General features: G+C 47.2%; 25 protein-coding genes. 15 read left to right on the top strand and 10 right to left on the bottom strand.

The annotated features are described in order from the left end of the window. Positions 1-22 precede the first annotated feature (22 nt). Positions 23-466 carry a DUF2621 domain-containing protein gene (locus tag HP401_RS05210; RefSeq protein ID WP_012685927.1) on the bottom strand — a complete coding sequence of 148 codons (444 nt, stop codon included), beginning with the start codon at positions 464-466 and terminating at the stop codon, positions 23-25. A gap of 167 nt (positions 467-633) precedes the next feature. Between HP401_RS05210 and HP401_RS05205 the strand changes: the two genes are divergently transcribed. The 3 genes from HP401_RS05205 to HP401_RS05195 all read left to right on the top strand — a co-directional run bounded on the left by HP401_RS05205 (position 634) and on the right by HP401_RS05195 (position 2,474). Beyond that, positions 634-1,008 (top strand): hypothetical protein, encoded by a 375-nt coding sequence (locus HP401_RS05205; RefSeq protein ID WP_012685928.1) that lies wholly within the window; start codon positions 634-636, stop codon positions 1,006-1,008. Positions 1,009-1,062: 54 nt separating this feature from the next. Beyond that, on the top strand, positions 1,063-2,022 hold the full coding sequence (locus HP401_RS05200; RefSeq protein WP_173604316.1) for a tetratricopeptide repeat protein: 960 nt from the start codon (positions 1,063-1,065) through the stop codon (positions 2,020-2,022). Between the two features lie 65 nt (positions 2,023-2,087). After that, a complete protein-coding gene (locus HP401_RS05195; RefSeq protein WP_173604315.1) occupies positions 2,088-2,474 on the top strand; it encodes a VOC family protein in 387 nt (128 codons plus the stop codon). Between the two features lie 81 nt (positions 2,475-2,555). Here the strand turns inward: HP401_RS05195 and HP401_RS05190 are convergent, their stop codons facing one another. The 3 genes from HP401_RS05190 to HP401_RS05180 are packed head-to-tail and all read right to left on the bottom strand — an operon-like array spanning position 2,556 to position 5,145. Then, on the bottom strand, positions 2,556-3,362 hold the full coding sequence (locus HP401_RS05190; RefSeq protein ID WP_173604314.1) for an ABC transporter permease: 807 nt from the start codon (positions 3,360-3,362) through the stop codon (positions 2,556-2,558). Continuing rightward, a complete protein-coding gene (locus HP401_RS05185; protein ID WP_173604313.1) occupies positions 3,343-4,146 on the bottom strand; it encodes an ABC transporter ATP-binding protein in 804 nt (267 codons plus the stop codon). Before HP401_RS05185 ends, HP401_RS05190 begins: the two co-directional genes overlap by 20 nt. 6 nt (positions 4,147-4,152) lie before the next feature. Continuing rightward, positions 4,153-5,145 carry an ABC transporter substrate-binding protein gene (locus HP401_RS05180; RefSeq protein ID WP_173604312.1) on the bottom strand — a complete coding sequence of 331 codons (993 nt, stop codon included), beginning with the start codon at positions 5,143-5,145 and terminating at the stop codon, positions 4,153-4,155. Positions 5,146-5,271: 126 nt separating this feature from the next. Between HP401_RS05180 and rnz the strand changes: the two genes are divergently transcribed. The 4 genes from rnz (at position 5,272) to HP401_RS05160 (ending at position 7,401) form a co-directional block, all read left to right on the top strand. Continuing rightward, entirely contained in the window at positions 5,272-6,228 is a 957-nt protein-coding gene (rnz, locus tag HP401_RS05175; protein WP_087343925.1) for a ribonuclease Z, read from the top strand. A gap of 43 nt (positions 6,229-6,271) precedes the next feature. Further along, entirely contained in the window at positions 6,272-6,496 is a 225-nt protein-coding gene (locus tag HP401_RS05170) for a hypothetical protein (RefSeq protein WP_064199827.1), read from the top strand. Between the two features lie 30 nt (positions 6,497-6,526). Next, positions 6,527-7,183, top strand: coding sequence for a YczE/YyaS/YitT family protein (locus tag HP401_RS05165; protein ID WP_173604311.1), 657 nt, complete (start codon positions 6,527-6,529; stop codon positions 7,181-7,183). Positions 7,184-7,311: 128 nt separating this feature from the next. Continuing rightward, entirely contained in the window at positions 7,312-7,401 is a 90-nt protein-coding gene (locus HP401_RS05160; RefSeq protein WP_100169674.1) for a YjcZ family sporulation protein, read from the top strand. A gap of 110 nt (positions 7,402-7,511) precedes the next feature. Here HP401_RS05160 and HP401_RS05155 read toward each other — a convergent pair whose 3' ends face one another. Next, on the bottom strand, positions 7,512-7,784 hold the full coding sequence (locus tag HP401_RS05155) for a stage VI sporulation protein F (protein ID WP_064199828.1): 273 nt from the start codon (positions 7,782-7,784) through the stop codon (positions 7,512-7,514). Between the two features lie 187 nt (positions 7,785-7,971). Here HP401_RS05155 and HP401_RS05150 point away from each other — a divergent pair, with 187 nt between their 5' ends. Further along, positions 7,972-8,892 (top strand): S8 family peptidase, encoded by a 921-nt coding sequence (locus HP401_RS05150; RefSeq protein ID WP_064199829.1) that lies wholly within the window; start codon positions 7,972-7,974, stop codon positions 8,890-8,892. A gap of 68 nt (positions 8,893-8,960) precedes the next feature. Here HP401_RS05150 and HP401_RS05145 read toward each other — a convergent pair whose 3' ends face one another. Then, positions 8,961-9,287, bottom strand: a complete 327-nt coding sequence (locus HP401_RS05145) for a hypothetical protein (RefSeq protein WP_173604310.1) — start codon at positions 9,285-9,287, stop codon at positions 8,961-8,963. Positions 9,288-9,356: 69 nt separating this feature from the next. Between HP401_RS05145 and HP401_RS05140 the strand changes: the two genes are divergently transcribed. Further along, positions 9,357-9,809, top strand: coding sequence for a YaiI/YqxD family protein (locus tag HP401_RS05140; RefSeq protein ID WP_087343916.1), 453 nt, complete (start codon positions 9,357-9,359; stop codon positions 9,807-9,809). Continuing rightward, positions 9,806-10,474 carry a phosphatase PAP2 family protein gene (locus HP401_RS05135; protein WP_173604309.1) on the top strand — a complete coding sequence of 223 codons (669 nt, stop codon included), beginning with the start codon at positions 9,806-9,808 and terminating at the stop codon, positions 10,472-10,474. Before HP401_RS05140 ends, HP401_RS05135 begins: the two co-directional genes overlap by 4 nt. Before the next feature lie 8 nt (positions 10,475-10,482). On the opposite strand, the gene HP401_RS05130 is transcribed toward HP401_RS05135, so the two are convergent. Continuing rightward, positions 10,483-11,364 carry a LysR family transcriptional regulator gene (locus tag HP401_RS05130; protein ID WP_012685945.1) on the bottom strand — a complete coding sequence of 294 codons (882 nt, stop codon included), beginning with the start codon at positions 11,362-11,364 and terminating at the stop codon, positions 10,483-10,485. Positions 11,365-11,498: 134 nt separating this feature from the next. Between HP401_RS05130 and HP401_RS05125 the strand changes: the two genes are divergently transcribed. Further along, on the top strand, positions 11,499-12,716 hold the full coding sequence (locus HP401_RS05125; RefSeq protein ID WP_172801866.1) for an MDR family MFS transporter: 1,218 nt from the start codon (positions 11,499-11,501) through the stop codon (positions 12,714-12,716). Positions 12,717-12,995: 279 nt separating this feature from the next. Here HP401_RS05125 and HP401_RS05120 read toward each other — a convergent pair whose 3' ends face one another. Together HP401_RS05120 and HP401_RS05115 are read right to left on the bottom strand one after the other, a co-directional pair. Next, the gene (locus HP401_RS05120) at positions 12,996-14,384 is read right to left on the bottom strand and encodes an amino acid permease (protein WP_012685948.1); all 1,389 of its coding nucleotides are present in this window, start codon (positions 14,382-14,384) and stop codon (positions 12,996-12,998) included. A gap of 532 nt (positions 14,385-14,916) precedes the next feature. Next, positions 14,917-16,338, bottom strand: a complete 1,422-nt coding sequence (locus HP401_RS05115) for a sigma-54 interaction domain-containing protein (RefSeq protein WP_173604308.1) — start codon at positions 16,336-16,338, stop codon at positions 14,917-14,919. A 196-nt stretch (positions 16,339-16,534) separates the two neighbouring features. On the opposite strand from HP401_RS05115, the gene HP401_RS05110 reads away from it, so the two are divergent. Continuing rightward, positions 16,535-17,734: an ornithine--oxo-acid transaminase gene (locus tag HP401_RS05110; RefSeq protein ID WP_012685950.1), complete on the top strand. Its 1,200-nt coding sequence runs from the start codon at positions 16,535-16,537 to the stop codon at positions 17,732-17,734. A gap of 275 nt (positions 17,735-18,009) precedes the next feature. Further along, the gene (sda, locus tag HP401_RS05105) at positions 18,010-18,147 is read left to right on the top strand and encodes a sporulation histidine kinase inhibitor Sda (RefSeq protein ID WP_007725857.1); all 138 of its coding nucleotides are present in this window, start codon (positions 18,010-18,012) and stop codon (positions 18,145-18,147) included. A gap of 81 nt (positions 18,148-18,228) precedes the next feature. Here sda and HP401_RS05100 read toward each other — a convergent pair whose 3' ends face one another. Beyond that, on the bottom strand, positions 18,229-18,732 hold the full coding sequence (locus HP401_RS05100; RefSeq protein ID WP_173604307.1) for a molybdopterin-binding protein: 504 nt from the start codon (positions 18,730-18,732) through the stop codon (positions 18,229-18,231). Positions 18,733-19,025: 293 nt separating this feature from the next. Between HP401_RS05100 and HP401_RS05095 the strand changes: the two genes are divergently transcribed. Together HP401_RS05095 and HP401_RS05090 are read left to right on the top strand one after the other, a co-directional pair. Next, positions 19,026-20,552 (top strand): AbgT family transporter, encoded by a 1,527-nt coding sequence (locus HP401_RS05095; protein WP_173604306.1) that lies wholly within the window; start codon positions 19,026-19,028, stop codon positions 20,550-20,552. 133 nt (positions 20,553-20,685) lie between these two features. Continuing rightward, on the top strand, positions 20,686-21,855 hold the full coding sequence (locus tag HP401_RS05090) for a MalY/PatB family protein (protein WP_173604305.1): 1,170 nt from the start codon (positions 20,686-20,688) through the stop codon (positions 21,853-21,855). The last annotated feature ends 32 nt before the right edge of the window (positions 21,856-21,887 follow it).

Raw genomic sequence — 21,887 nt, 5'->3', positions numbered from 1 at the left:
ACGACTCTACAGGAAGTTTCAATTATCCCTCGGCATTCAAATATTTCTCATAGGGCGTATAATCGATTTCTTTGGATTTCAGGTGGGCGATGAGCCATTTGTGGTCACGCTTGGGGGTTGCTACGATGTACCCCTTTACAATCAAATCTGTTGTAATGGTGGTTGCTTTCTCTTCCAACGCGATCTGGCCGATTTTCGCTGCGATGGATCGTCTTGCAACATCACGAAACAACTGTGGCACAGGATCAACCAGTTCATTGAGCAAGGTCAGACCCTCATCTGTCCAGAGCGCACGTGTCTGATCAATGTAATGGTCCTGCCAATCCAAGTCAGATTTTCCGTCTTGCTTGGGCATGGACTTGAGAAATTTGCGGAACATGAAATACCCGCCAATCGCCATCAGACTTACGAGAACAATGGTCCAGCCAACGATAAACAGGGAAAACCCTGTAGACATTTCACCCATACCTTGTACACCTCATTACCAATATCCATCATTAGTAAAAATTGTACCTTATTTTGGTTCGGGCAACAAACTTTTTGTGCGTTTTCCTATCCTTGGGGGTTTGCTCTTCCCAAGAACACATACAATTTAGTATGATTAGAATTAATCTTTATTGGGAGTTGACGCTCATGTTCAAGCTTGGACAACGCGTCGTCATTGTTGCCGACTCCTTCGAGCAGGGTTTGCCTTTGGGTGAATACGGATACCTGATTGCTCGTGACCGCAATCCGGACAGCGCATTTTCTTGGGTTTTACGCATTCCAAAAATTGATAAGCATATCGCCGTTGTAGAAGAGGATATCGCCTTGGAGGAGCAATTGCTGGAAGAAGAAGCTAATCGCATCTCGCATGAGGCATTACTTGACTTTGCATTGGCGACAAGGAACGAAGCACTGTTTCGACAACTGATGGGCATGGAAGATGCAGAAGAGGCAAATGACGAACCCGCGAAGGAATCAATGGAGGAATTTATCCGTAAAGTAAATATCAAAGCATGGATCTAATTGGCGATACAAGCATTTGAAACTTTTGTGAGGAAATGAAAGCGAGGCTGTTTCATGTCTGAATTTGTGACGTTTACCAATGAGTTTGGTCAAACCATCGATATGTCCCAAGAGGATTACCAGAAAAAAATAATTCCGCAAAATCTGGATAAGTACTGGGATGAAAAAGATAAGCTTCGCGATTTTGCGATGGAGTTGGTGAAGGGTCAATTTCACGAGCAAGCGGCTGTTGCTGCCGACAGGCTTCTCGAATTATACGGGCCAATTGAGTCTGCTCTCATTTTCCGTGCAGTCGTTCATATGCAGGCGAGAGAGTTTGAAAGCGCTAAAAAAATCCTGACAGATTGTCTGGAACGATTCCCGTCATCGGGTACGGCTTGCACCAATTTGGCAAAAATCTTCGCGTTTGAGGGAGATGAGCCAAAAGCGTTCGAGACCCTACATACAGGTTTGCACAAAGACCCAAATCAAGAAAATGGCTTGAACATGTTTGTCGAGAGCTTCATGCAAAGAGGGAAAAAGGATGAGCTGAAAGGGCAACTGGAGGCGCTGGCAAGTAAAGAAGGCGCTTGGAGACCACAGCTTCAACTGGCTCGTATTGCCTTGACGGAGGAGGACCTCCTGAATGCGATGAAGTGGTACACGGTAGCGATTGAAGGAGCGAAGGACCGCTTTGAGGTCGTGATGACTGTGACTGGAGAATTGGGACAAGCAGGATATGTCTATCAATTGATTCAGATTTGTGAAAAGTTCTGGACGCCGCACTTCCCGTATCCGTATGCGGGCTTCAACTATGCCAACGCTCTGCTGGCGACCGATCAAATGGAAAAGGCAATTGACATCCTTCGAAACATGCAAGAGCATTTGCCAGATAACTACAAGCCAATGATCGACCACTTCCTGAATCGGGTACCTGGAGCACTCGAAGTGGAAGCAGCCACCAAACAGAAAGTCGTCGAGAGCCAAATGGACGACCCGATGACGAAAAAGAGCAAGTGGAAGTTTTGGAAGTAATTTGATAACTAGAGCGCCCGGCATTTCGCTGTCGGGCGTTTTTCTGTAAGAAGGGGGACTGTGCTTTGCTGCATCATCTGGAAGTGTATGTGTCCAATCTGGCGCGCTCCAAAGATTTTTGGGGTTGGTTGCTGGAGGGTGAGCTGGGTTATACGCGGTATCAGGAATGGGCCAGCGGAGTAAGTTGGAAGCAGAATGGCACCTATCTGGTATTCGTCCAGGCAGAAGAGCGATTCCTCGACATTCCGTATCACCGATGTCGTGTCGGTTTGAATCATCTGGCATTTTACGCACGGGATCGAGAACATGTGGAAAAGCTGCGGGAGGAAGCTGCTCGTCGCGGTATTTCTATGCTCTATCCGGATCGGCATCCCCATGCTGGAGGCGAGGGGCATTATGCATTGTTTTTCGAGGACCCAGATAGAATAAAGGTCGAGATCGTGGCTCCCTAACCTCCTTGGAACATATTAGTCCATGAAAAAACGGTGCAATCATCCCCGGTTGATGGTTGGCACCGTTTTTTTAGAAGCCATCTATTTGAACTGGCTGGTGAGCCGCCGCTCTATATAGGCTACGCCTTGATACATCAGGGTAGCGATGACCGCGATAATGGCTAAGCTCATCATGACCAGAGTGAAATTAAACACTTGGAAGCCGTATATGATCAAATACCCCAAGCCTTGCTGGGATACGAGAAACTCTCCGACGATGACGCCTACCCACGAAAGTCCGACATTCACCTTCAGTGTTGCGAGGAGGGTTGGGATAGTAGCGGGCAAAATGACGAGCGTGAAGATTTGCCGTTTGCTCCCTCCGAGTGTTTGCACGACTTTGACGTAATTTTGATTGACTTCCTTGAAGCTGGTGTAAACGTTGATCGTGGTGATGATAACTGAGATCGCGCATCCCATGGCTATGACGGAGAGCAAACCTGGACCAAAGCAGACGATGAAAACCGGACCGAGCGCTACCTTTGGCATACTATTGGCTATGACCAGGTAAGGCTCTAGTACGCGGGAGAGAAAAGGGGACCACCATATGATCGTAGCCATGACGGTTCCTAGAATGGTTCCTAAGAGAAAGCCGATAATCGTTTCCCATACGGTCAAGCCGACATGTGGGAGAAGACTGCCATCTTGCAGCTGCAACCAAAATTGAGCCCAAATTTTGGTGGGATAGCTGAAGATGAGCGCATTAATGGTATTGGTTCGAGCCAATAGCTCCCATAAGCCGAGAAAAACGAGAAAGAGGAACAGTTGTGTGGCAAAGACGGAAAAGCTCATTCGCTTTTCTAGCTGCAAGTAGCGGCGGTGGACGGATTCAATTTCCTTTGGCTGCATCAGACACTACCTCCATCTCTTTCCACACGCGATGGAACAAGTCTTGGAATCCATCATGATTTCTGGCGTCGAATGGCAGAGCATCCCGGATGGGATTGGGTACGACAATTTCGCTGTTGATGCGTCCTGGGTTGCGTGAAAAGATATAGACGCGATCGCCCATCGCGATCGATTCGGAGAGATCATGTGTCACCAGGACTGCCGTTTTTTTATGTCGACGCAGTGTTGAAAAGATCAAGTCTTCGAGCTTGAGTTTCGTCTGGTAGTCCAATGCCGAAAATGGTTCGTCAAGCAACAGCACATCAGGTTGACAGGCGAGTGTTCGGACGAGGGCAACCCGTTGCCGCATGCCACCCGACAGCTGCAAGGGAGAGGATTTGCGCACATCGGACAGCTCCATTTCATCCAGCAGATGCAGTGCGTACTCTTCTGTTTCCTTGGTACGGATGCCTTGGATATCGAGTCCGAGAAACACGTTGTCTTCGATGGAGCGCCAGTTGAACAAATAATCTTGCTGGAGCATGTAGCCAACTTGCCTGGACGTTCCGTTGACTTTTCTTCCGTCGATCCATACCTTGCCTGCTGTCGGCTTCTCAAGCCCTGCAATGAGGGAGAGTAGCGTCGTCTTTCCGCAACCGCTGGGACCAACCAGACAAATGAATTCGCCTTCCTCCACGCGCAGGTTAATGTCTTGGACCGCCATGAACGCCCTGGTCGTGGATAAATAAAGATGGGTCACGTGGCCGAGTTCTATTTTTGCCGGCGTAGAAGAAATCTGCTTCATGAGGGCCTATTTCCCTTCTTTGGATTGGATCGCAAAAGTGGTGTTTACCAGCTTGTTGTATTCAGCGCGTTGCTTTAATTCACCAGCGGAATCCATGATATCCTGTAGCTGGTTCCATTCCTTTTCGTCCAGAATGGGATCTGTGGCATAGGACCCCTGTTCCAAGTAACGCTGTACAGCGGTTTCCAGAATCTTTGGATCGATTTGCTCGAAGTACTTGCCTATCACATCAGCCGTTTCTTTTGCACTGTGGCTGGCAACCCACTGTTGCCCTTTGTAGACCGCATTGGTAAACTTTTGGATAGCTGCTGCGTTGCTGTCGATATAGCTTTGTTTTGTCATGAAGACCGTGTAAGGAACGGTTCCGCTCTCTTTGCCAAAAGAGGCGACGACATGGCCGATTCCTTCCTGTTCAAAGCGGGAGGCTTCCGGCTCAAACAGCTGTACATACGCTCCGGTACCAGATGCGAAGGAAGACGCGATATTTTTGAATTCGATATTCTGAATGAGTTCCAGGTCGCCTTGCGGATTGATATTGTGCTTTTTGAGTACATACTCTCCAACCATTTGCGGCATGCCGCCTTTCCGTTGCCCCAAGAAGACACTGCCCTTTAGCTTGTCGAAAGTAAAGTCATCCATTTTGGTGCGGGAGACGAGGAAGGTACCGTCTGTCTGAGTAAGCTGCGCAAAATTGACAACGGGATCGGCAGCTCCTTGCTGAGAGACGTAGATGCTGGTCTCGGAGCCGACAAGCGCGACCTCGATGCCGCCAGATAACAGAGCTGACATCACTTTATCTCCGCCGGGTATGGTGGAGAGCTCCACTTCCAGCCCTTCTTCCTTGAAAAATCCTTTTTCAAGTGCGACATATTGCGGGGCGTAAAACAAAGAACGAGTCACTTCACCAATTCTTATTTTTTCGGGAGTGCTGGAGCAGCCAGTCAAGACGGCCGTCATTGTGAAAAAAGCGGCCAGCCCCAGCGCCAAAAATCGTTTCATGATTAGGAGTCCCTCCTTGCTAGGCTTTGTATGTTGTAGGCTATGCGCCCAGACAAAAAAGGGTGAATGCCTAGAGATAGAGACAGGCACATAATGAGGGAAGGCCACAAAGGAGATGGATATAGCGTGATCGTTACATTTTTAGGCACCGGATCAGGTGCACCCACTACGCGAAGAAACGTGAGTGGGATCGGCTTGCGATTTTTACAGGCAGGAAAGTGGTGGTTGTTTGACTGCGGAGAGGGGACTCAGCACCAGCTACTGCGTGCCCCGATGAAAATTAGTCAATTGGATAAAATCTTTATCACTCATCTGCATGGGGACCATCTGTACGGACTGATCGGACTGCTTGCGAGTCGATCTTTGCGCAATACCGAACCGACTCCGTTAGAGCTGTACGGACCACCGGGGCTCGACCGATATTTTCGAGGTATCATGGAGGCAAGTCCGGTTCATTTGCAATATCCATTAGAAATAAAGATCGTCAGTGAGGGCGTAATCTACGAGGACGAAGAGATCGTGGTGAGCTGCCGAATGGCGAAACATCGCGTGCCTTCGTTTGCTTATGCCGTGATGGAAAAGGAAAAGACAGGAGCATTTCAAGTAGAGCGGGCAAAGCAGGCTGGTGTGCCGTCAGGGCCGTTATTTGGAGCCTTGAAGAGAGGAGAACAGGTCACACTCGAGGATGGTCGTGTTCTGGACGGAAAGGACTTCGTTGGAGAGCCGCAGCCAGGACGCAAAATCGTCTTCAGTGGAGATACAGAGCCGAGCCAAGCGGTTTTGGAGCTGGCAAAAGGGGCCGATTTGCTCGTCCATGAAGCGACCTACGCCCATCACGACAAGGAGCTGGCGACCAGAAGCGGACATTCCACAGCACGCGAGGCGGCTCAAATTGCCAAAGAGGCGGGCGTGAAAGAACTGTGTCTGACTCACTTTAGTCCACGTTATGAAGATGAAGACGGAGATTTTTCGATGGAGGATCTGTTGGCAGAGGCACAGCAAATTTTCCCAGCTACCCAATTGGCTGATGATCTTGGAAGCATTTCTGTAAAGCGAGAGAGGAACGATGGGAGAAAGCAATAATCCCTGCTATAATGAATGATCACGATGGAGGAGGTGGAGGAGCATGAAGCGGATTACTTTTACTACACCAGAAGAACTCATTCAACATTGTCAGTCAGAAGAAGTCAGCCTCGTCGTCGAATATCGAGACGATGTGAACAAGCAGCGCCAGGTCATTTTGACGGGAGAGCAGCTTGCAGAGGCACAGACCTACCTGAACTTCTCCAAATCCGAAGCGTATTACCGGAAGGACGGACTTTTTTACGAAGTCATTGCAGGCTGGAAGTAAAACACACACATCGTCAGGAGATGAGTAGTCGTGTCTGGCAGAGGGTTCAACCGGTCGATCGCAGTTCGTTACATGATGTTTGTCCTTGGTTTGTTTGTTGGTGCATTCGGTACAGTACTGGCCATTAAAGCAAATCTAGGCGTAGCCCCTTGGGAAACCTTTCACATCGGCCTGCAAAAAACATTTGGATTAACGATTGGTCTATGGTCTCAGATCGTAGGAGTCGTTGTCATTTTCGCCACGTATTTGGTGGCAAAAATCAAACCCAATTTTGGAATGTTCTTAAATATGGTTTGCTTTGGCGTTTTTCTCGATCTTATCTTATGGTTGGATTTTATTCCTGAGGTGCAATCAATCTGGGCGAGAGTCTTGATGTTTCTCGCAGGTGTTGTTGTTTTGGCTGTCGGAATCGGGATGTATTTGTCTCCTTCTCTAGGAGCGGGTCCGCGCGACAGCTTCATGCTGGCGATGAACGAGCGTCTTGGCTGGAGTATTCAGCGAGTCCGCCTCATCATAGAAGTAACCGTCCTGCTTGCAGGCGCTGCTTTGGGCGGACCTGTGTCAATTGGCACGATCCTAATAGCGCTGTTAACGGGACCAATGATTCAACGGACGATTCCGTTTTGGCGGCAAATTATGAAAAAGCCGTACGGTCTGCCAGAGCCAGTTGAAAGACAAGCGAGCTAATCTCCACCCCATTTGCCAGTACCTGTGTAAAAATACGGGAAAAACGGTCGTGTATAGGCGAAGGTCCAATCATCCTTGAGCATTCGCACATACAGTATGACTAGTTGCTGGCAAAGGAGGGAAAGCGAATGAGTCTGTTCAACGGAGGATTTGACGACTTTGCTTTAATACTGGTGTTGTTCGTATTGCTCGTTATCGTTGCTTGCTCTTGCGACTAACGAAAACACTAGGTAGCTTCGCCAGAAGGGAGAGCGATTTTTCGCTCTCTCTTTTGTTTTGCAAAAAAAAGCTTCGCCATATAGAGGCGAAGCCAAGGAGGAGACCTATCTTATCCGAGGCGATCGTGAACTTGTTTTTTTACACTGGACATTTGCTGGTCGGATAATTTGACACCGACCGCCTTGCTGACTTTTTTAATCAGCTCGCTTAATTTCTTGTCGTCCCTCAAGTCTTTCATGGAGAAGTCTTTTGCCAGCGATCGGACATCGCCCATCGTCCATTTTTTCTTGCTTTTCTTGTTAATGGATTTCAATAAATCACGTGGATTGCCCTTCGCTTTGAGCTTGACTTTTGCCCTTGCTTTTCCTTTTGCTTTTGCCATGATGCAACGCTCCTTCCAAAAGAATACGTCTGCCCTATGCAGTTATATGGAAAAGCAAGGGGGTTCGCTTGGACAGATTCACGTCGTTATTCGCCTATTTTGCTTAACGTTGTGCAATGGCCCAAACCCATAGGGGGAGCCGTGACATAGGATGAGTCAGAACGATGCATGACAGGAGGCTAGTGGGTTGAAAATTGTCAGCTTTCATCGGGATACGCCGTTTACCGAGATACTGTCAGATTTGAAAACCAAGGTTCTGACGAAAACCGAGAGACTTCCATGGCGATGCTATGATGACCTTTCTTGCTTATGTGTCAAACAAAAGATTTTTGAGCAGCATGAGGAGCTTTTTCGAAGGTACAAAGCGATGGTGGAGGAGAACATTACCGTAAGCGTCCATGCGGAAGGGGAGGATGAAATCCCGTGGGGCGTGCGATATGTCGGGGCACAGAGATTGTGGCGCAAGGGGCGTGGAGCAGGCGTCAAGGTCGCTGTCATCGATACGGGAATCTCCCGCGATCATTTTGATTTGAAGGATCAAATAAAAGGCGGCATCCAGCTTGTCCGCGGCAAACAAAATGGACACGGCACGCATGTCGCAGGGATCATCGTAGCTGAGATGAACCAAAGAGGAATTGTCGGAGTGTCTCCAGAGGCCCATTTGTATGACGTCCGTGCTTTTGATTATGATGGCCAATCATCCTTGTCGACCATTTTGCAGGCCCTGCAATGGTCGATTGCCAATAAGATGGATGTGATCAACATGAGCTTTGGTATGCCCCAATATAGCGAGGCAATGGCAAGAGCAGTTGGTCGGGCCCATCAACAAGGAATCGTACTGGTAGCTTCGGCAGGCAACGGAGGGGGAGAAGCGGAGTATCCAGCGCGGTACGATGGTGTCTTAGGGGTTAGTGCGATTGATCAAACGGGAAAATTGGCATCGTTCAGTGCGAGAGGCAAGGGCGTAAATATGAAGGCACCTGGAGTTGATATTCTGTCTACGTGGCCGGGCAATCAGTTTAAAAAGCTGAATGGTACTTCGATGGCTGCGCCACATGTAGCAGGGCTGAAGGCGCTAGAAATTGGTCGCAAGCGAAAAAAAGCATAGCGATCCTACGAAAAAACAGCTCCGAGGCTAGAAATGAAGCCAAGGAGCTGTTGCTTTTTACAAACGAATTATTGATGGATTTTGGTTTCATGGTCTTGCTGGACACGGAACCATATATTAAGATCGTTAATAACACTGGCCAATTCGTGGATCTCGCTGTTCAATTCGCAAGATCTGACGAAATTTTCTTCTTCGGACATTTGGTTGGTTTTCTCAATGATAACTTTCTCTACCCGGTGTATTTGATCTGGAATGGACGCGCGGATTTCTTCCCATTCTAGCAACATGTCCGCTCTTTCTACAGTCGAATAATCTTCCCATTCCAGATGCAGCACGGGAATCCGTATACCTAGCCGTTCATCATGGATAAATTGATAGCGCAAAGGTGAACTCACTCCTCTCCACCTCCATCATACCAAAAATGAATCCGTACGGGGAGAGAAATACACACGAAAGGAGCAACCATGTCAAAAGGACGTGTTCTTATCGATGCGGATGCTTGTCCGCGCCAGGCACTCTTAACTGCCCAAGCATTGTGCAAAGAGCTCGACTGGATCTGTCTGACCTTTGCCAGTTATAATCATCAAATTGGCAACGCAAATCATGTGACGGTAGATGCCGGCCCACAAGCGGTAGATATGAAGCTCGCGAATGAAACGAGCTCAGGGGATGTCGTGGTGACGCAAGATATTGGTTTGGCGGCGCTCATTCTCGGGAAGAGGGCCCATGCCCTGACACCACACGGGATGGTTTTTGACCCAGAACGGATTGCGTTTCATTTGGAAGAACGAAATGAAAAAGCGAGATATCGGCGCGGAGGAGGTCGTACGAAGGGGCCTGCCGCTCGCACGCGTGAAGACGATCAGCGATTTGCGGAGTCCTTACGCTTTTTGATGGAAAGAGGAGATCAAAAATGAATCCGACAACGAGAAAAAATAGATATGTAAGCGGAGCACTTATATTTGCGGTACTCGCTACGATCATGTTTGCCCTCTATGCAGCGGGGAAAGTGGCCGGTATGGATCAAGCTGCCATTGCATTTGCGGAGTCGATTCGCTCGGATATTGGGACTGCTTTTTTTCGATGGGTAACCAATCTGGGCGGAGGCATGTTTCTTGTACCAGTAGCGGTGATTATAATCGCTGTCCTATACATAAAGAAATATCGTGTGGAGGCAATGTTTGTTCTCATTTCCCTCGGTGTCAGTGAAGTTGCAAATGAGATCTTAAAGCTGGTCTTTGCCAGACCTAGACCGAGTGGCGTCAATCTGATTGAGCTGCCGGAGTCCTTTTCGTTTCCGAGTGGTCATGCGATGATTGGACCAGCCTTTTATTGCATGGTCGCATTTTGGATTGCCCAATGGTTTGCGGAGAAAAGATGGTCGTCGCTCGTGCAGCTTGCGGTTTTTATTTTTGTAGCATTGCTCGCGTTCAGCCGTGTGTATTTGGGCGTTCATTATTTGAGTGATGTGCTTACCGGCTTTTTCCTATCGATGTGCTGGTACTTTCTCCTTTGTCTTGGCTATGAAGAAAGGATGGGGAGACGAAGCACAGTCGTCGACCCCGTACCTCATTCCAGATAATCATGAAGCTAGGTGGAATACCCTAATTCACTCATTAAACTCAGCCATTTTTCTACGCTGGGTTTATTTTTTTTGTCCTTCGGCAAGACGATGTACGCCGAGCGTTTGGGAGGCTTATTGCCTGTTATGATCAGTTCCTTCAAGGTACCAGCCGCAAGATCGGCTTTGACGGTAGAGCGCGTCAACAAGCTCACGCCGAGACCTTCTTTAATCAGATCGATGGCGAGCTCTGCTTTGTCTACGGTTAGTTTGGGTACGTAATTACGCGGCAGTGTCTGTCTAATCCACTCGTTAAACGGAGGGCCCCAATTCATGTACAGCAACGGCAGATTACGCAGCTCGCGCGAATTGACCTGTGTAGATGCGGCAATGGGGCTCTCTGGAGAGCACACTAGGACGATTTCATCATCCCACGTTGGAATGACGTCAAAGTTGGGTAAGGATGGGGGAACGTATACAATTCCGATTTGAATCACGTTGTCCAGCAAATACTGGATGACATCGGACGAGTGGCCTGTCTTTGTGCTGATCGCAATTTGTGGATACCGATAGTGGTACTCTTTCAAGATCGGCTCGAGGGTAGAAGTCCAGATCGCATTTAAGCTGCCGATTGATAAATAGTCTTCATAAGGCTGGAGTGAAGCAACTTCATTTAGGGCTTCATGGGACAGTTTGAGGATTCTCTCTGCATACGGTAATAGGGTTAAGCCCGCTTGCGTAATTTCAACACTTCTTTTATCACGAATGAAAAGAGGTTTGCCAACTTTTTCTTCCAGTTGCTTGATTCGCATTGTCACCGTAGACTGGACTAAGTGGAGCATTTCCGCAGCCTTGGTGAAATTTTTCGTTTGGGCCAATGTGTAGAAAGCGCGTAATTGTTCGAAGTCCATACAGTTGGAATCCCTCTTATCTAAATATTTGATTACCATATACAAAAATGTTCGTTTCCCAAATTATACCCTGTTCGCTAAGCTGGGGATATCCTTATTTCATGTGGGCTATCGGGAGAGCGAGGGGTATTGGAATGAAGTGGGAATGGTGGCGAGAAACGCCCTTTTCAGTGAAGCTCTTGTTAAGTACATCTTTTATGATGAATATGGGTTTTTATGCATTAATCCCCTATCTCACTTTGTATTTGACGGGCAGCATCGGCTGGACCCTGGCGATGGCAGGGATTGTCCTGAGTGTCAGACAGTTCTCCCAGCAAGGTCTTGCCTTTTTAGGTGGTGTGATCGCGGATGCCTTTGGATACAAAGGGGCGATGTTCCTCGGATTGGGCGTACGTGCCGTTGGTTTTGCGATGTTCGCTTTTTGTACCGAGACGTGGCACTTTTTTGTTGCCGCGATTCTTTCCGGTTTGGGTGGGGCGTTGTTTGAGCCTGCTTGCTCTGCTGCCTACGCCATTATTACACCTGAGGCCATTCGAAAAGAAGTATTCTCCCTTCGCAATGTGCTAGGCAATATTGCGGTTGTCGGTTCCCAAATCGTGGGGACAGCACTCTCGGCTATTGATTTTACGTACATCTCGCTGTTTGCAGGGGCCGTTTTCGGAGTGAATACCATCGTGATCTTCTTTTTCTTCCCACCGATTCGCGCCACGAATACACGGCATAGTATATGGGAAAGTATGTCTACGGTAGTGAAGGACAAGCTGTTTGTACGATATACCTTTATTTTGATGGGGTATTATTATTTGAATATGCAGGTGTTTTTAACGATTCCACTGTTTGTTGAAAATGTTACACATAGCAAGGTGAATGTAGGGATCGTGCTTTCTGCGCTTTCGCTGTTTGTGATCTTATTTCAAATGAAAGTGACACAATTGCTGGAGGGTTATCCGCAAAGGCTTACCTTGATTGGCATCGGGACGTTGTTTATGAGCGTGGGACTATTTTTGTTCACGTTTGCCGATTCTTTGTGGCTCATTCTCTTGGATGTGTTCCTTTTTGCACTAGGTACCATGATTGCTGTTCCGAATCTGGTGGATGTCGTTCCCCGTTTTGCTCCCAAGGACTTGGTGGGCGCCTACTACGGCTTCAACGGGTATTCGATTGCCATCGGGGGTTCATTTGGACAGGTAGCGGGAGGATGGGTATACGATGTCGGGCTGCGTTTGCAAACGCCATGGCTGCCGTGGACCATTTGTTTGGTCATCGGGTTTTGGGTGGCCTGGATGCTGCATCGCATGGAACAACAAACCGGACAAATCGGGAATGATCTAAAGAAAATAGCTCGATCGTAAATATTTTTGGGCGAAATGAAACATTTTCCATCGTTCATACGTATATAACGATAGAGATGATTGGCGCAAGAAAGTGAGGGAATTTTATGGAAGATATGAAAAAGCTGAAGCGCATGTTGCTGGTAACGAGTTCCCTTGGATTTGCAGTCTTTGCCATGGTAGTCGTTACGGAAATTGTCCGAATCTCATTGTAGCATTGCCAAGCCTAACGCATCGCATATAAAGCACGAAAAGCTTGCAGTCCCTTCTTGAAAGGGGGTTGCAAGCTTTTCTTTTGATTTACGCTTCGAGTTTCTTTTTAAAATGGAATTGATACACGCAGATCGCAATGATCATGAACGGAACCCCGCAGTACAAGGCGATGCGCTGTTCTGGATCGAATGCCAGACTCACGAGAACGAGCAAGTTCAAGATCAAGGAAATCAAAGGCAGTATAGGGTACAAAGGTGTACGGAACTTCAGATCCTCCAGCTTGCCTCCGTTTTTCAGGTAATGACGACGGAATGCGAGCTGCGAAGCGGAGATGGAGATCCATCCTACCTGTGCGCCGAGACCAGCGATAGACAACAGTACCATGAACACCGTATCTTCGGCAAAAATACCGGAGAGAAGAGACAAGAGAGCGATTGCAAACGTAATCAACAAAGCGTTCATCGGAATCCCTTTTCCATTTACAGCCCCAAGCTTTTTCGAAGCCATTCCTTCTTTGGACAGGGAGTAAAGCATACGAGTTGCTGCGTACAAACCAGAGTTGGCAACAGACAGAAGTGCTGTCAGGACAACGAAGTTCATAATGTCAGCTGCATAAGGAATCCCAATGCTGTCAAATACGACGACAAACGGACTTTCAATCACACCCGCCTGTTGGTGTGGAATCATCCCAGCAACAATGGCAATCGCCAGAATGAAGAACACGAGTGTACGCCAAACCGTCGTACGAATGGCCTTCGGAATCGTCTTCTCTGGATTCTCACTTTCTCCAGCCGCAATCCCGATTAGCTCGGTACCTTGGAAGGAGAAGTTCACGGTGATCATCGTCATCAGCAAGCCTGTAATTCCAAAGGGGAGAAGCGGGCTTTCTGTAAAATTGGTGAGCATTGGCGCAGGCTGACCGTTTTTCAGGTCAATGAAGCCAAACATCGCCGCTCCACCCAAGATGATGAACAAGATGATAGCGCTTACTTTAATGCTGGAAAACCAAAACTCAGATTCACCGAACGCACGAGCAGATAAAGCATTTAATAAGAAGAGCACTACACCGAAGATCGCACACCACATCCAAACAGGTGAGTCAGGGAACCAACGTTGCATCAGCAGTCCTGATGACAACAACTCTAAAGCAACGGTCACGGCCCAACCAAGCCAATACAACCAGCCTACACCAAACCCAAGTGATGGGCTAACAAAGCGAGTCATATATGTTTGGAACGAACCGGCCACTGGCATGGCAACTGTCAGCTCGCCCAGACATAGCATAGTCAGATACATGATAAAGCCGCCGACTAAATAGGAGAGAATGGCACCAACTGGTCCTGCCTGACTAATTGTATAACCTGATCCGAGGAATAACCCGGTTCCGATTACGCCGCCAAGAGAAATCATAAAGAGGTGTCTGCTGTTCATCGTGCGTTTCAATTGATTGTGCTGTTCCATGTTGCTTTGGGACATATAACCCTCTCCTTCACGCGAGTATGTTAAATGGATGTATGCGTTTTCAGCGCGATAGCCATATATGCTCTGCAAGAATGATACCAAATGAAATACTTTATGAAAATATTATTTTTGAGGGATTTGCTGGCAAAAAGCGCAAAAAGATTCGGCATGTAGATGCAAAATAATTAAAAAAACGCCAAATCTCTTGGCGTTTATTAAAAATGATAAGGAAAAAATTGGACTGAAAGAAAACATCTCAAGAGATGAACTTGCAAGTTTTTTAGAAGGTAACGATCAACCAATAAAGCTAGTGAGAAGAAAAAGCGCAGGGCTCGTAGACCTTGACAAAGCCACCCCAGTCGAAACTTCAAAAAGGGGACCACGCTTGTCGAACACTTCTTCCTGAGAAGCGTCCGCCCGTAGGGTGGCTTTGGCTCGACGGTCCCCTTTTTGAAGTGTAGACGAGCAGTGAATCACCCTTGCGGGCGTGTCAGAGTCGAAGAGATCTGTGCTTTTTCTTCTCCTCCACTATGTTGACTCATATGCTTTATCCCTTAATCCCCAGCTTACGCAAACGATATTGCAAGCTTTGACGACTGATTTGCAATTCCTTGGCTGCTCTTGAAATATTTCCGTTATAGCGTTCCACAACATGGTGAATATATGCAGTTTCAAATTCTTGCATCGTTTCCTTCAACGGCTTTCCTTCATCCAAAAATGGCAACGTGTGAGGGGAGGGTTGCTCGATTGTTACGGGAACGGCTGGCGTCCGACGCAGAAAGTGTAAGGGCAAGTGCTCATAACGTATGGTTGATTCGTCGTCAATCATCAGATTCATGGCCCCCTCGATCAAGTGCTGAAGTTCACGCACATTGCCAGGCCAGTCATGCTGGATAAAAAATTGCAGAACCTCGTCACTGATGCTTCGTACCTCCATTTGGAACAGTTCATTGTATTTTTCGATAAAATGGCTGACCAGCATCGGAATATCTTCTTTGCGATCCCGAAGCGGGGGAAGGAATAACGTGACGACTCCGAGACGATAGTACAGATCTTTTCGCAAATGCGAATTGGCAATTGCTTCAACAGGATCTTCATTGATAGCCGCAATGATTCGTACATCAATCGTTCGATCCTTTGTGTCACCAATACGTCTAATCGACTTCTCTTGCAGAGCACGCAACAATTTTGCCTGTAGTGGCATACTAAGCGAGTTGATTTCGTCGAGAAAGAGTGTTCCGCCTTCCGCTTGCTCAAACAATCCAGGTCGCTCTACTGCCCCGGTAAATGCTCCACGAGCCGTTCCAAACAAAAGCCCTTCAATCAGGCTATCTGGAAGCGCAGCGCAGTTTTGTGAGATAAGGGGGCCAGATGCACGCAGACTGGCATTATGAATGCTTTGCACGAACAATTCTTTCCCGGCACCAGTTTCACCGACTACCAATACGGATGAGGAGGTGCGTGCTGCGCGTTTGGCATTCTCTATGACATCGAGAATAGGACCGCTTCTCCCGATAATGTGCTCGAATGTGTAGCGTGACCCGTTTTTTTGCAGCAGGTTTTCTCTGATCAATCGTTCCATTTTGGTAACATCATTTGCGATTTCCATCGCGCCGATGACCTTGCCATTTTCAATGATGGGGTACGTATTGTTGATGGTTGAAATTTCTTTTTGCTTGTCATTGAAATACGTTTGGCGTGTATTGCGAATGCTATTTCCGGTACGCAAGCATGTAAGCAAGGTACTTTCCTGTCCAGAAGGGAACTGAAAAACCTCTGCCAAAGGTTTGTGCAAAACGTCTTGTCTGGTCATCAATTCTAGCTCGGTCATTTTGGAATTGTAGACAATCGTTGTCCCGTCCGAATCGATGACATGTACACCTTCATTCATTCTGTCCAAAATATGTTCATAAATTCGCAAGAGAGTGTCAGCAGAAGAATTATGCGTAGAAGACGACACTATGGTCACCAGCCTTTCCTTATGAGGGTATCATAGCATAAAGGGAATGAGTGCAAAAACATTATGCACTGCAAAAGAATATGAATGCGAGATGCAAAATTTTTTTGCTCATTCGATGGGATTGGATCGACTTTGTGGGGGTTTCTTGTTTGGCATCGTTCTTGCTAGATAATTTTAGCAAGTGATCTTGAAGGAGGCTAACGACATGAGTAAAACAAACGTGGTTATTGAACAAACAGAAAAATTCGGTGCGCACAACTATCATCCGCTACCGATCGTTATTTCCAAAGCAGAAGGCGTATGGGTACACGATCCGGAGGGCAATAAATATCTGGATATGCTGAGTGCATATTCTGCGCTGAACCAAGGACATCGTCATCCACGTATCATCCAAGCTCTGAAAGATCAAGCAGATAAAGTAACGCTCACTTCCCGTGCTTTTTACAATGACCAACTGGGTGAATTCTACGAAAAGCTCTCTGCCGTGACAGGAAAAGAAATGATCCTGCCAATGAACACGGGTGCTGAAGCAGTAGAGACGGCTCTCAAAGCAGTTCGTCGCTGGGCTTATGATGTGAAAAAAGTACCAGAAAACCAAGCAGAAATCATCGTTTGTGAAGGCAACTTCCATGGTCGTACTGTCACAGTGACTTCCTTCTCCTCTGCTGAAGAGTACAGACGTGGCTTTGGACCATTCACACCTGGTTTCAAAATCATTCCTTATGGCGATATCGAAGCGCTTAAGCAAGCGATTACACCGAATACAGCAGCATTCATGCTAGAGCCAATCCAAGGCGAAGCAGGGATCATCATTCCGCAAGAGGGCTTCTTGAAGCAGGCACAAGAGGTATGTAAAGCAAACAATGTACTCTTGGTCAGCGATGAGATCCAAACGGGCTTCGGTCGTACAGGTAAAATGTTTGCCAGCGATTGGGAAAATGTAGTACCAGACATGTACATCATGGGGAAAGCTCTTGGTGGTGGCGTGTTCCCGATCTCCGCAGTAGCCGCAGATAAAGAAATCTTGAGCGTATTTGAGCCAGGCTCCCACGGTTCTACCTTTGGCGGAAATCCACTCGGATGTGCCGTTGCGGTTGCAGCTATGGATGTATTGGCTGACGAAGGTCTTGTACAGCGCTCCCTGGAAATGGGCGCATACTTCATGGAGAAATTGAAAGAAATCAATAACCCGATCATCAAGGAAATTCGCGGTCGCGGTCTGTTCATCGGCTTGGAGCTGACTACAGCAGCTCGTCCATATTGCGAAAAACTAAAAGAACTGGGACTCCTGTGCAAAGAAACACATGAGACAACCATTCGCTTTGCACCACCACTCGTTATCAGCAAAGAAGACTTGGATTGGGCAATTGATCGCATCAAGCAAGTTCTGCACGTGACAGAATAAAAGCAACAAGATAAGCCATCCTGTGTAGGGTGGCTTTTTTATGTGGGGTCATTATGACAGAATAGTCGCATCATTCGTTCGACAAATTTCGACTGACTGTGGATAAAAGGAAAAAAACAATCCACAAAGGAAATGCTTGGATGCTTATGAGTTACGCACAATTTGCCCACATGTTACCAACAAGATGTCCACATTGCTTGTGGATATCCGAACGGTTGTTCGATACAAACCTATCTGGTACAATGGGCTCATATTAGAAATGGAGGTGAGCGAAGGTGAAATACTTAAGCGACCAAATGTTGATAGAAGTATATCATCGAGCTGTCGACCTTCAACTAGATGCAGCTTTTATCGAATTGCTTCGCGAAGAACTACAGCATCGGAATATCCGTATCACGCAGTTCAGCGCCTAAGAGCAAAATCATCACACATACGAACATATGGCAAAAGCCATCCTCTTTTTTCGAAGGAGGATGGCTTTTGTTATCTTACGCTTACTCCGTGATAAACTCAAAAGCAGTAATTCCTTTAATCGGTTCTTCTTTGGCAAGCAACACTTCCGGCAAATAAAAATACACAGGGCCGTCCTCTTTAATAGGCCTGCCGTCTTTGGAGAATTGGAGGATGGCTCTTCTTGCCTCAGCAAGTGGAAGAACGATCGCTTCCTGATCCTCGCGGTGAAGGCGGACATGAGTCACCTCTGGTAGGGGCTCAGCATTTGTAATGAAGGGATCAAGCCGAATTCCGTACTCGCCTTCGAGCACTTTACGCTCTTCGGCTAAGCTTTTTCTCTCAGAAGGAAGCGTAGCCCCTTCGCGTAACTCTTTATCCCACTGCGTTCCCGTGCCAGCCAAATACTTTGCTTGCGTAGCCAGTGAGCTATCATCTTCGCCTGAGTATGTTTTCAGATCGAATTTACGTTCATCAAAAACCCAAACGGTTGGATCCAATGTAATAGGGAAAGAAATCGCCCCTTTGAACACGATAACATCAGACATACGTCATTCCTCCGTGGTCATTCATAATCAATCTCTATATTACTATAGACTCGCAAATGACAGCAATTATCCAAAAAGCGAAAAATTCTTAAAATAGTCTAAAAATTATTGACATGCTTTTTATAGATTATATAATCATAAAAGCTGGGGGCAGAGATAAGGCATTGTGTACAAGCCTTTCCATTTTTGAAAGGGCTTTCATAAAAGCGTTAACGGCCACATCATTCATCCCGAGGATTATTGCAAGGTCGCGTAAATGTTCAGGGAATTCAAACGATTTAGGGGGCAAAACGATGGCGAAAGGCACGAATGTGCAAGCAGATCTGATGAAGCAAAAAGGTATCCTAAAGTGGATTGAAACGGTAGGGAATAAGCTCCCGCACCCATTTGTATTGTTCATTATTTTGTGTGGCGTATTGATGGTAGTCTCTGCAATCCTCGCAGCGATGGATTTTTCGGTCATACATCCTGCAAAAGGCGAAGAGGTTGCCGTTAAGAGCTTGCTTAGCGTCGAAGGTATTCACTGGATTTTAACGAGTATGCTGAAAAACTTTATTGAATTTCCAGCACTTGGTCTCGTTCTGGCGATGACGCTTGGAATTGGACTGGCAGAAAAAATCGGCCTTTTGACGACAGTTCTACGCAAAATGATGGCAGGCATTCCGGCAGCGGTTGTCAGTTATGCCATTGTCTTTGTCGGTATTTTAGGAAATCTTGCTTCTGATGCAGCCATGGTTATTATTCCTCCGCTTGGCGGTCTCGTGTTCTTGGCAATGGGGCGTCACCCGATTGCAGGCTTTGCAGCTGGTATGGCGGGTGTATCCTCCGGTTTTACAGCGAATTTTTTCATTGCCGGTACAGATGCTCTCTTGGCAGGGATCAGTACCGAAGTAGCGAAAACGATTGATCCAAATGCAATGGTTACACCGGTAGATAACTGGTTCTTCATGTCAGCTTCCGTTGTGATCCTTGCTTTCTTTGGAGGATGGATTACCGATAAAATGATCGAACCACGTCTTGGTACGTATCACGGAGATCGAAACGTACAATTCGAAGAAGTAACTCCGCAAGAAAACAAAGCACTGCGCAAAGCTGGCATCGCAGCGTTGATTTTCGTAGTCATGGTAGGATTGCTGGTCATTCCAGAAGGTTCATTGCTGCGCGATCCAAAGACAGGAGACTTCTTGACCTCACCGTTTTTGAAAGGGATCATTCCCGTCATCCTGCTGTTCTTCGTGACCGTATCGTTCGTGTACGGTAGAGCAATGGGACTGATTAAAACATCGAAGGACATTCCACATTACATGTCCGAAGCAATCAAGGATATGTCCGGCTTTATTGTGTTAGCGTTTACAGCAGCACAGTTCATCGCGTTCTTTAACTGGAGCAATATTGGGATTTTGATGGCTGTCAATGGTGCAGAATACATGACAAGCATGGGACTGACAGGCTTGCCAATCATTATTGCCTTCACACTTTTCACAGGTATCTGTAGCTTGTTTATCACGAGTGGTTCAGCGCTGTGGGCGATCCTGGCACCTGTATTCATGCCAATGCTGATGCTGTTGGATTACAATCCGGCATTTATCCAAGTCGCTTATCGGATTGCAGACTCTGCAACCAATACGATCTCACCTGTGAATCCGTACATCCCGCTCTTCCTGGCTTTCTATCAGAAGTATAATAAGAATGCAGGGATGGGAACGATTTTCTCTACCATGACGCCATTTGCGATCGTTTTCTTGGTTGTATGGATCTTGCAATTGACAGCATGGTACTTCCTGGATCTCCCGTTCGGTCCCGGTGTATACGCTCGCTAAAAGATGCATGAATGAAGAGCTGAGAGCCACTCATCGAAGTGGCTCTTTTTTCGTTGGCAAGAGAGCTTGGACAATTGGAAAAAACGGTTTATGCTGTGTATGTAAGGGAAGGGACTACGGGGAGGGAACGAACGTGTACGATTTTGATCAGCGCATCGAACGCAGAGGGACAGATAGTGTCAAATGGGAGATTCAGAATCCAAAAGTGAACGGAGAAGGGATGCTTCCGCTGTGGGTGGCGGATATGGATTTTGCTTGCGCTCCTGAAATCACGGAGGCATTGATCAAACGAGCGAATCACCCAATATACGGATACACGTTGAAGTCAAATGCCTTTTATCAGAGCGTGAAAGAGTGGATACACAAACGATTTGGTGTAGAGGTAGAAGTGAGCTGGATGACAGGGATACCTGGAGTCGTTCCCGGCATACATGTAGCGGTAGAGGCTTACACAGCCCACGGAGATAGTGTCTTGATCCAGACACCTGTGTACCATCCTTTTTATCATGCAGTCGAAAACCGCGGACGTCATGTCGTTACCAGCCCACTCTTGGAACGTGACGGCCGTTATGAAATGAATTGGGATGATCTCGCACAAAAGCTGAGCGACCCGCGGGTGAAGCTCATGCTGCTTTGTACACCGCATAATCCGATCGGACGAGTATGGACCAGAGAAGAGATGGAGCGCTTGGGAAGATTGTGTGTAGAACATGGCGTCCTCGTGGTTGCCGACGAGATTCATTCAGATTTGGTCTATGAGCCAAATGTTCATACGCCTTACTATTCGCTGGCACCGGAATTAGCCAACCAGAGCGTTACCTTTCTATCAGCTGCCAAGACATTTAATTTGGCTGGTCTGTACACTTCTTATTTGATGACAGAAAATCAGCAGTTATTGCGGAACTTCCAGGTCACAGCATCCAAAATGGGCTATGAGAACCTAAATTTGTTTGGGATGGAAGCAACGATTGCAGCCTACCAACATGGAGAAGCATGGCTGGAAGAACTGTTGATCTACTTGCGAAAGAATGCAGCCTTTGTACATGAGTTTTTATCGACTCGTATTCCGGGGGTATCCATGGCAATTCCAGAAGCGACATACCTGGGATGGATGGATTTTAGACAGTTAGGATGTAATCAGGCGGAGTTGAACAAGCTCATTCGCGAAGATGCAAAGCTCGGTTTGCACGATGGCACGACGTTTGGGCCAGATGGTGCAGGCTTCATGCGAATTAATTTTGCTTGCCCGAGATCGATTCTAGTCGAAGCGATGGAACGATTGGAGCACGCTGTTCATAAGTAGGGATCATTTGACATGTCCCATGTAGAAATCTA

Source organism: Brevibacillus sp. HB2.2 (genome assembly GCF_013284275.1).
Taxonomy (GTDB): domain Bacteria; phylum Bacillota; class Bacilli; order Brevibacillales; family Brevibacillaceae; genus Brevibacillus; species Brevibacillus brevis_D.
The sequence above is the reverse complement of the archived record's forward strand: the minus strand, read 5'-3'. Positions and strand labels throughout refer to the sequence as shown.

Bases quoted from the DNA above. Each gene is read 5' to 3' on its own strand.
- HP401_RS05210 (WP_012685927.1), bottom strand. From the start codon at position 466: ATGGGTGAAATGTCTACAGGGTTTTCCCTGTTTATCGTTGGCTGGACC.
- HP401_RS05205 (WP_012685928.1), top strand. From the start codon at position 634: ATGTTCAAGCTTGGACAACGCGTCGTCATTGTTGCCGACTCCTTCGAG.
- HP401_RS05200 (WP_173604316.1), top strand. From the start codon at position 1,063: ATGTCTGAATTTGTGACGTTTACCAATGAGTTTGGTCAAACCATCGAT.
- HP401_RS05190 (WP_173604314.1), bottom strand. From the start codon at position 3,362: ATGCAGCCAAAGGAAATTGAATCCGTCCACCGCCGCTACTTGCAGCTA.
- HP401_RS05185 (WP_173604313.1), bottom strand. From the start codon at position 4,146: ATGAAGCAGATTTCTTCTACGCCGGCAAAAATAGAACTCGGCCACGTG.
- HP401_RS05180 (WP_173604312.1), bottom strand. From the start codon at position 5,145: ATGAAACGATTTTTGGCGCTGGGGCTGGCCGCTTTTTTCACAATGACG.
- HP401_RS05170 (WP_064199827.1), top strand. From the start codon at position 6,272: ATGAAGCGGATTACTTTTACTACACCAGAAGAACTCATTCAACATTGT.
- HP401_RS05160 (WP_100169674.1), top strand. From the start codon at position 7,312: ATGAGTCTGTTCAACGGAGGATTTGACGACTTTGCTTTAATACTGGTG.
- HP401_RS05155 (WP_064199828.1), bottom strand. From the start codon at position 7,784: ATGGCAAAAGCAAAAGGAAAAGCAAGGGCAAAAGTCAAGCTCAAAGCG.
- HP401_RS05140 (WP_087343916.1), top strand. From the start codon at position 9,357: ATGTCAAAAGGACGTGTTCTTATCGATGCGGATGCTTGTCCGCGCCAG.
- HP401_RS05135 (WP_173604309.1), top strand. From the start codon at position 9,806: ATGAATCCGACAACGAGAAAAAATAGATATGTAAGCGGAGCACTTATA.
- HP401_RS05130 (WP_012685945.1), bottom strand. From the start codon at position 11,364: ATGGACTTCGAACAATTACGCGCTTTCTACACATTGGCCCAAACGAAA.
- HP401_RS05125 (WP_172801866.1), top strand. From the start codon at position 11,499: ATGAAGTGGGAATGGTGGCGAGAAACGCCCTTTTCAGTGAAGCTCTTG.
- HP401_RS05120 (WP_012685948.1), bottom strand. From the start codon at position 14,384: ATGTCCCAAAGCAACATGGAACAGCACAATCAATTGAAACGCACGATG.
- HP401_RS05110 (WP_012685950.1), top strand. From the start codon at position 16,535: ATGAGTAAAACAAACGTGGTTATTGAACAAACAGAAAAATTCGGTGCG.
- HP401_RS05100 (WP_173604307.1), bottom strand. From the start codon at position 18,732: ATGTCTGATGTTATCGTGTTCAAAGGGGCGATTTCTTTCCCTATTACA.
- HP401_RS05095 (WP_173604306.1), top strand. From the start codon at position 19,026: ATGGCGAAAGGCACGAATGTGCAAGCAGATCTGATGAAGCAAAAAGGT.